General features: G+C 74.0%; 7 protein-coding genes. 3 read left to right on the top strand and 4 right to left on the bottom strand.

All coding sequences use genetic code 11. The features are described from left to right. On the top strand, positions 1 to 578 hold a 578-nt coding region (locus tag H0E84_RS20395), incomplete at its 5' end, for a PfkB family carbohydrate kinase (RefSeq protein ID WP_257644082.1). Between the two features lie 65 nt (positions 579 to 643). Here H0E84_RS20395 and sppA read toward each other — a convergent pair. Then, entirely contained in the window at positions 644 to 2,533 is a 1,890-nt protein-coding gene (sppA, locus tag H0E84_RS05320) for a signal peptide peptidase SppA (protein ID WP_180677601.1), read from the bottom strand. Between the two features lie 61 nt (positions 2,534 to 2,594). Next, positions 2,595 to 3,980, bottom strand: a complete 1,386-nt coding sequence (locus H0E84_RS05315; RefSeq protein ID WP_180677600.1) for an MATE family efflux transporter — start codon at positions 3,978 to 3,980, stop codon at positions 2,595 to 2,597. 137 nt (positions 3,981 to 4,117) lie between these two features. Between H0E84_RS05315 and H0E84_RS05310 the strand changes: the two genes are divergently transcribed. Together H0E84_RS05310 and H0E84_RS05305 are read left to right on the top strand one after the other, a co-directional pair. Next, positions 4,118 to 5,248: a DUF3667 domain-containing protein gene (locus H0E84_RS05310; RefSeq protein ID WP_180677599.1), complete on the top strand. Its 1,131-nt coding sequence runs from the start codon at positions 4,118 to 4,120 to the stop codon at positions 5,246 to 5,248. 5 nt (positions 5,249 to 5,253) lie between these two features. Next, entirely contained in the window at positions 5,254 to 5,562 is a 309-nt protein-coding gene (locus H0E84_RS05305; RefSeq protein ID WP_180677598.1) for a DUF4286 family protein, read from the top strand. A gap of 58 nt (positions 5,563 to 5,620) precedes the next feature. Here the strand turns inward: H0E84_RS05305 and H0E84_RS05300 are convergent, their stop codons facing one another. Then, positions 5,621 to 6,253: a DUF3106 domain-containing protein gene (locus tag H0E84_RS05300; protein ID WP_180677597.1), complete on the bottom strand. Its 633-nt coding sequence runs from the start codon at positions 6,251 to 6,253 to the stop codon at positions 5,621 to 5,623. Then, the coding region (locus H0E84_RS05295) for a hypothetical protein (RefSeq protein WP_219339605.1) at positions 6,243 to 6,586 on the bottom strand (344 nt) is incomplete at its 5' end. The genes H0E84_RS05300 and H0E84_RS05295, both read right to left, overlap by 11 nt.

Raw genomic sequence — 6,586 nt, 5'->3', positions numbered from 1 at the left:
CCGCCGCCCGCGCCGGCCGCGCGGCCGGCGCGCTGGTGTCCTTCGACGGCAACTTCCGGCCGCGGCTGTGGGCCGCCTGGGACGCCGACCCGGCGGCGATCCTGCGCCAGCTGCTGGCCGAGGCCGACCTCGCCTTCGCCGACCATCGCGACATCGCCGTGGCGCTCGGCGACGACCCCGCCGCGGAGGCGACGGACGGCCACGAGGCGCGCATCATCGCCGCCGCCGCGCGCGCCTTCGCCGCGTTCCCGCGGCTGCAGCGCATCGCCACCACGCTGCGCACCCAGCACAGCGTCGACCGGCATTCGCTCGGCGCGCTGATGGCGACCCGCGACGGCGAGGTGCGGCGCGCGCCGCCGCGTGCGCTGGAGGGCATCGTCGACCGCATCGGCGCCGGCGACGCCTTCGCCGCCGGACTGCTGCACGGCCTGCTGACCGGCATGGGCGACGACGAGGCGCTGCGCTTCGGGCTGGTCGCTGCCTGCCTCAAGCATTCGCAGCCCGGCGACATGCACCTCGCATCCGCCGAAGAGATCGCCGCCTGCGCGCGCGAGGAGCCTCTCGACGTGCGCCGCTGAGCCGCGGCGCAACGCGCGACGCCCGGCCTGGGCCGGGCGTCGCGGAACCGCCATGGAGCGCCTGCTCAGAACACCGGGCAGAAGCAGTACGCCATGCCGCGGGCGGCGGCGCCGCGATCGTTGGCCAGGGCCTGCTCGAACACGCGCGCGTGGCGCTCGAGCTCGGGCACCGTGCGCGCCAGCAGCAACTGCGCCAGTCCGGCATCGCGCATCATCGCCGCCCCCGCGCGGGTCCCCGCCAGGTCGGCCATGAACTTCGCGAACGGCGAGGGCTCCTTCTCGATGTAGCGCACGCGATAGCTCTTCGGGTCGAGCTCGGCACGGCGCGCGGCGTCGGCGATGGCGTCGCGGAAGCCGCCGAGCTCGTCCACCAGGCCGCGGTCCCTGGCCTGCGCGCCGCTCCAGACCCGGCCACGCGCGACGCGGTCGATCGCCGCCGGCTGCGCCCCGCGCCCCTCGGCCACCTTGGTCACGAAGTCGTTGTAGATCCGCTCCACGCTGGCCTGGATCAACCGGCCGACGTCCGGCTCCAGCGGCCGGGTGATGTCGAACGCGCCGGCCAGCCGGGTGGTGCCGACGCCGTCGGTGTGCACGCCGATCCGGTCGAGGGTGCGGGTGATGTTGGGGAACAGCCCGAATACCCCGATCGAACCGGTGATGGTCGAGGGATCGGCATAGATGCGGTCGGAGTTCATGCTGATCCAGTAGCCGCCCGAGGCGGCCACGTGGCCCATCGACACCACCACCGGCTTGCCGGCCGCCTTGAGCGCCTCGACCTCGCGGTTGATCTGCTCGGAGGCGTAGGCGGAACCGCCAGGCGAGTTGACCCGCAGCACCACCGCCTTCACGTGTTCGTCGTCGAGCGCCTCGCGCAGCAGCGCCGCGGTCGACTCCCCGCCGACGCTCCCCGGCGGCTGAATGCCGTCGCTGATCGCGCCCTCGGCCACCACCACCGCCACCTGCTGCTGGCGGCGCGCGCGCGGCAGGCCGCGATCGACGTGCGCCAAGTAGTCGCGCAGGTCGAGACTGCGGAAGCCGGCTTCGGCGTCCTCGTCGGCGACGCCGCGCTCGGCCAGCAGGTCCTCGACCTCGCGGCGGGTCTTGAGGCCGTCCACCAGCCCCTGATCCAGTGCGTAGCGCGCCAGGTCGCCGCCGAGCGCCGCCACGCCGTCTGCCATGCCGTCGATGCCGGCCTCGAGCTGCTCCACGCTCAGCCCGCGCGCCTCGCCGATGTCGGCCAGGTGCCGCTGCCACAGGTCGTTGAGCCAGTACAGGTCGGCCTGCTTGGCCTCGGGCGAGGCGGCGTCGAGCACGTACGGCTCCACCGCCGACTTGTACTCGCCGACCTTGAACACGTGGATGTCGACGCCGAGCTTGTCCTGCAGCGCCTCGCCGAAGTACGGCCCGTAGCTGGCGAAGCCCTCGAGGCCGACGCCGCTGCCCACCGGGTCGATGTAGACCTCGTCGGCCTGCGCCGCCAGCAGGTAGGCGCCCTGCGAGAACGCCTCGCCGTAGGCGACGATCTGCTTGCCGGCGCCGCGCAGCTCGCGCAGCGCGCCGGCCACCTCGCGCAGGGTGGCGATGCCGGACGGCTGCAGCCGGTCCACGCGCAGGTACACGCGCTCGACCTTGTCGTCCTCGGCGGCAGCCTCGATCGCGCGCAACAGATCGCGCAGCTGCACCTCGGGCTCGCTCTTGTCGCCGAGCATGCGCGCCAGCGCGCGCGAGGCCGGGTCGGTGGAGTACTGCTCGACGATGCGCCCTTCCGGGGCGATCACCAGGGTGGTGCGGTCGAGCATCGGGCGGGTGGTATCGCCGGCCGCCAGCACCGCCAGCACGAACAGCAGCAGGGCGAAGAACAGCAGGTTGAACACCAGCCGCCGGGTGAAGTTCATCGCGTCCCAGATGCCCACCAGGATGCGGGCAACGGGACCGCGACGGCGCGGTTCGTTCATCGGATTGTGCTCCGGACAGAGATCGGGTCTGGCCACAGCTTAGCCCGGCGGCGGCAGGGTTTCATGCGCCGGAGGTCACCGTGCCGGGCGTCCCCGCCAGGCGCCGGCTGCTGCGCAGGAAGCGCAGCCCCAGCAGCAGCGCCGCCACGGTGAGCCCGGCGATCAGGCCGATCCACATCCCGCGCGGGCCCCAGCCCAGGCCCAGGCCCAGGCCGGCGCCCAGCGCCATCCCCACGCCCCAGTAGGCCAGCGCCGCCAGCAGCATCGGCACGCGGGTGTCCTTCAGCCCGCGCAGCGCACCGGCGGAGAGCACCTGGATGCCGTCCGGGAACTGGAACGCGGCCGCCAGCAGCAGCAGCGAGGCGGCCAGCGCCGCCACCGTCGCGTCGCCGGTGTAGAGCCCGGCGATGAAGCCGTTGCCGGTCAGCAGGGCGATGCCGGTCAGGCTCTGGGTGACCAGCACCAGCGCCAGTCCGGCGAACGCGGCGCGGCGCACCCCGGGCGCACCCAGGCCGCCGCCGATCGCATGGCCGACCCGCACCGTGGTCGCCTCGGCCAGGCCGAAGGGCACCATGAAGCACAGCGCGGCGACGTTGATCGCGATCTGGTGCGCCGCGGCCGGCACTTCGCCGAGGCGGCCGATCAGCAGCGCGGTGGCGATGAACAGCCCGCCCTCCATCGCCACCGTCACCCCGATCGGCAGGCCGACGCGCAGCATCTCGCGGATCGTCCCCCAGCGCGGCGGATCGAAGCGCGAGAACAGGCCGAGGTCGGCGAAGCGCCGCGCCCGCGCCAGATAGAGCGCGAAGCACGTGACCTGCGCCCACAGCATCACCGAGGAGGCGTAGCCGATCCCGGCGGCGCCGAGCTCGGGAAAGCCGTACAGGCCGAAGGTGAGCACGATCCCCAGCGGCACCAGCAGCAGCAGGCCGCCGAAGCCGAACAGCATCGTCGGCAGCGTCCAGTGCAGCCCGTCGCTGAGATAGCGCAGGCAGTAGTAGAGGGTCAGCGCGGGCACGCCCCAGCGGATCGCGTGCAGGAACGCCGCGGCACCGGGGCGGATGCTCTCGGCGATGCCCAGCGGCGCGAGCGCGTGCACGCTCAGGGTCATGAAAGCGAACAACAGCAGCCCCAGCGCCAGCCCCAGCCACAGCGACTGCCGGAACAGCGCGCCGATCTCGTGGCGGCGACCGGCGCCGTCGAGCTGCGACACCGAAGGCGGCAGCGCCATCAGTGTGCCCATCGGGATCATGATCGGCAGCCAGAACATCGCCGTGCCCACCGACACCGCGGCCAGCGTGGTGGTGCCGTGGCGGCCGGCGATCATGCTGTCGACCAGGCCGATCATGCCGGTGGCGACATGGCCGGCCACCAGCGGCCCGGCCAGCACGGCGGTGGTACGCACTTCGCTGCCGAAGCGCGGCACGGGGGGAGCGAACGAGGACATGAGGGAGGTCCGATGCCGACTGCGGCCGCGACGAGCGGGTGTCGGCGCTGGCGCCGGGTCGTGGCGGCCCGTTATCTTAGTGGGCCAGGCCTTCGAACGCATGCCGCCCGTGCGCGGCACGCCAGGGAACATCCGCCATGTCCGCCACCAGTCCGCCGTCCGACGCACCCGCACCGCTGCGCGTCTGCGAGAACTGCGGCACCGCGCTGCAGGGCGGCTTCTGCCACTTGTGCGGCCAGTCCGAGCACAGCCCGACCCGCCACCTCGGGCACGCGATCGAGGAAGTCTTCGAATCGTTCTGGCACCTGGACGGACGCATCTTCCGCACCCTGCGCGAACTGTTCGTGCCGGGGCGGGTGGCCAATCGCTACCTCGCCGGCCACCGGGTCCGCTACGTCGCCCCGATGCGGCTGTTCGTGATCCTCAGCCTGCTGACGGTGTTCGTGGCCAAGCTCGCGATCGGCGATGCGTTCGCGCCGCAGGACGCGGCCAGAGCCACCGAGACCAGCGCGGTGGCGGCCTACGAGGTGGACCGCGCCGGCTTCGCCGCAGCGCCGACTTTCGAGGCGGTGGATGCGCTCCGCGACCGCGAGCTGGAGCGCCTGTCCGCCGAGCGCGCGGCGCTCGGCGCGGACGCCCCGCCGGCCACGCGCGCGATGATCGCCGCCGCCGAGCGGGTGGTGAACGCCGAGGCCGAAACCCGCCGGCGCCGGCTGCAGCGCGCCGAGCGGGACGCGGCCGGCGGCGACGCCGACGCGACCGAGGGTCCGCCGGAGCGCGACGAAAACGGCTTCGGCGCGCGTCTGGAGCGCAACCTCGAGGCCTATTCGGCGCGCCGCGACGGCGCCGCCGCCGTGGCCCGCACCCTGGTCGGCGCGGCGCCGATGACGCTGTTCATCCTGGTGCCGCTGTTCGCGGCGCTGCTCAAGCTGTTCTACGTGCTCCACGGCCGCAGCTATCTCGAGCACGTGGTGATCGGCCTCTACAGCCACGCGTTCCTGATGCTCACGCTGCTGGTCGTGTTCGCACTGTCGCTGCTCGGCGGCTGGCTGGCGCCCGCCCTGCCGTGGGTGGTCCGCCCCGTCGGCTGGCTGCAGGGGCTGCTGCTGGCGTCGATGCCCCTGTACCTGCTGTGGATGCAGAAGCGCGTCTACCGGCAGGGCTGGTGGATGACCCTGCTCAAGTACTGCGTCATCGGCCAGATCTATCTGTTGATGTTCCTGTTCGTCGCGTTCGGCACCGGCCTGTACGCGCTCGCGGGGATGTAGCGGCGATGGTGGTCTACGAAGTCGACATCGAGGTCGCGCCCGAGGCCGTCGCGGCGTACCGCCCATGGCTGAGCGGGCACGTGCAGCGGATGCTGGCGCTGCCGGGCTTCGTCGACGCCGAGGTACTGACGGTGCGCGAACCGCTCCCCGCCGACGGCTGGCACGCCCTGTGCGTGCGCTACCGGCTCCGCGACCGCGCCGCGCTCGATGCCTACCTGCACGGGCATGCCGCGCGGATGCGCGCCGAAGGGGCGGCCGCCTTCGGCGAGAGGTTCCGCGCGCGGCGGCGCGTGCTCGACGCGTCCCCGGACTGAGGCGGCGGACACGCGCCGCGCAGGCGGCCGCGGTCGCCGGCACGCGCGCGCCGAGGGCTCAGGGCGCCGGCCCGACCTGGCGCCGCAGCCAGGCGGCGCGGTTCTCCGGCGCCACCGACAGCAGCGAACTGCGTAGCGCCTCGCGCTCCTCCGGCGGCGTGCGTTGCGCCAGCATCGCCAGATCGGCGCGGGCGCGCACGCCGAGCCCGCGCAGCGCCTCCAGCAGCGCGGCGCGCTCGGAGACGGGCACCAGCGCGAACAACCCGTGCAGCTGCGGCCAGTCTGCACCGAGGTCGGGCCCGAGCAGCCAGCCGGTGCGTTCGTAGTCGTCGAGTTCGGCATAGCGCTCGTTCAGCGCCTGCTGCCGCTCTGGCGGCAGTGCGGCATAGGCGCGCGCCGCCGCGCGCAGGCGTTCGCGCTCGGACTCGGGCAGCGCCTGCCACGCGGCCCAGGCGTCGCGCCGGTCGCGGCGCTCCTGCCGCGGCAAGGCGTCCCAGTCGGCGATGCGCCGGCGCAGCGCGGCGCGCTCCTGCGGCGCCATCTCGCGCAGCCTGGCATGGCGCTCGACCAGGCGGGCACGTTCGGCGGACGGCAGCGCGGCGAGCTGGCGCTCCAGCGCCGGCGGCAGCGCCGCCGCCGGCAGGCCCAGCAGCAGCGCCAGGGCGGCAGTGGCGACGGGGCTAGGGCGCATCGTCCGCCTCGAGCGAGGATTCGTCGGTATCGGCCGGGGTCTCGTCGCGCTGCGGACGCGGAACGTCGTTCTCCCCGCCGCGCTCGAGCAGCGCCGCCAGCCAGGCATGGAAGGCCGGATCGCGCGCCGCCGCCTCGCCGCCGTCGACGGCCAGCAGTTCGAAGTCGGGGTGGGTCAGCAGCGCGGTGTCCTGGTCGTAGACGGCGGCGGGCGCCTGCGCTGGCGGCAGCGGCTCGGCGACGATGCCGCGCGGCGCGGCGCCGCTCCCGGAGGAGCCGGGCGTCCACACGAAGGTCGCGCCCAGCGCCGCCAGGGTCAGCAACGCCACGGCGG

It is taken from the genome of Luteimonas salinisoli, assembly GCF_013425525.1.
Taxonomy (GTDB): Bacteria; Pseudomonadota; Gammaproteobacteria; order Xanthomonadales; family Xanthomonadaceae; genus Luteimonas; species Luteimonas salinisoli.
This window is presented reverse-complemented; position numbering and strand designations above follow the sequence as displayed.

What these genes read in the sequence shown, in the direction of transcription:
- sppA (WP_180677601.1), bottom strand. Translation starts at nt 2,533, where the DNA reads ATGAACGAACCGCGCCGTCGCGGTCCCGTTGCCCGCATCCTGGTGGGC.
- H0E84_RS05315 (WP_180677600.1), bottom strand. Translation starts at nt 3,980, where the DNA reads ATGTCCTCGTTCGCTCCCCCCGTGCCGCGCTTCGGCAGCGAAGTGCGT.
- H0E84_RS05310 (WP_180677599.1), top strand. Translation starts at nt 4,118, where the DNA reads ATGTCCGCCACCAGTCCGCCGTCCGACGCACCCGCACCGCTGCGCGTC.
- H0E84_RS05300 (WP_180677597.1), bottom strand. Translation starts at nt 6,253, where the DNA reads ATGCGCCCTAGCCCCGTCGCCACTGCCGCCCTGGCGCTGCTGCTGGGC.
- H0E84_RS05305 (WP_180677598.1), top strand. Translation starts at nt 5,254, where the DNA reads ATGGTGGTCTACGAAGTCGACATCGAGGTCGCGCCCGAGGCCGTCGCG.